Here is a 953-nt window from a genome sequence, read left to right as displayed (position 1 = left end):
TCCCAAGAACGGTAAAACCAAGACCTCAACGATATGCCAAAAATAAGAAAGCCGCTCACCTTAAGTGAACGGCATTACTACGAAGCGGTGGGTTTTGTTACGCGTCCATATTAAAGTTTATCTCGTAAGCTGACGAGCGCGAACTGAATGCGTATTGATGGCTAAGCGATGCTAACGAATGAAGAAGCAGTCACCCCAGTGGCTGTTTTTTTGTTTTTAAAGGCTGATGTAGATTTGCTCGGGCTAAAATGAAATAACCCAGCCAATGGCTGGGTTATCACAAGAGGAAAGCTGTCAGAGAGAGTAGGGGGATTACTCTGCTACTGCAATTGCTTCAATTTCTACCTTTGCATCCATAGGTAGTCGTGCCACTTCGACACAGCTACGTGCAGGATATGCGCCGCACTCTTTATCAAAGAATGCACCGTAAACTTCATTTACTTTAGCGAAGTCATTGAGGTCTTTAACAAAGACTGTCGTTTTCACAATGTTGCCCACGGTTAGACCAGCTTCTTCAACGATCGCTTTCACGTTCATTAATGATTGAAGCGCTTGCTCTGCAACATCTTCAGGCATGGCTTTTGTTTCGTGGTTAATTGGAAGCTGACCAGAGGTGATTAGCATGTTGCCAAACTTTTTCGCTTGTACGTAGGGACCGATTGCTGCTGGTGCTTGGTCGCTGGCGATAGTTGTTGTCATTTCAAACCTCAAAGTTATCAACAATAGATGTTCTAAATATTCCACAATGCTTTTCAAAGCGGGTATGACTTGTCTGACTCAACAAAATCAAACTAATGATAACCGCTGGAAAAAAAGCGCCGTCAGTTGTGGAGCAAAAGAGGCGCAGCCTTGGGTTCCGTCTTTGCATACCGCGATAACGCCGTATACCGAAGAATTGGATACATTTTTATTATGTTGCGAAGTATCACATCAAATTTTGAGTGAAGCAAATT

At 43.3% G+C, this 953-nt stretch carries 2 protein-coding genes; one reads left to right on the top strand and one right to left on the bottom strand.

Going from position 1 to position 953, the window contains the following annotated elements:
• Positions 1–312: 312 nt before the first annotated feature.
• Positions 313–699 (bottom strand): RidA family protein, encoded by a 387-nt coding sequence (locus ASV53_RS24205; protein ID WP_062688397.1) that lies wholly within the window; start codon positions 697–699, stop codon positions 313–315.
• A 46-nt stretch (positions 700–745) separates the two neighbouring features.
• Here ASV53_RS24205 and ASV53_RS25890 point away from each other — a divergent pair.
• Positions 746–953: hypothetical protein (locus ASV53_RS25890; RefSeq protein WP_205049238.1), on the top strand; the 208-nt coding region annotated here is incomplete at its 3' end.

It is taken from the genome of Photobacterium sanguinicancri, assembly GCF_002265265.1.
Taxonomy (GTDB): Bacteria; Pseudomonadota; Gammaproteobacteria; order Enterobacterales; family Vibrionaceae; genus Photobacterium; species Photobacterium sanguinicancri.
The sequence above is the reverse complement of the archived record's forward strand: the minus strand, read 5'-3'. Positions and strand labels throughout refer to the sequence as shown.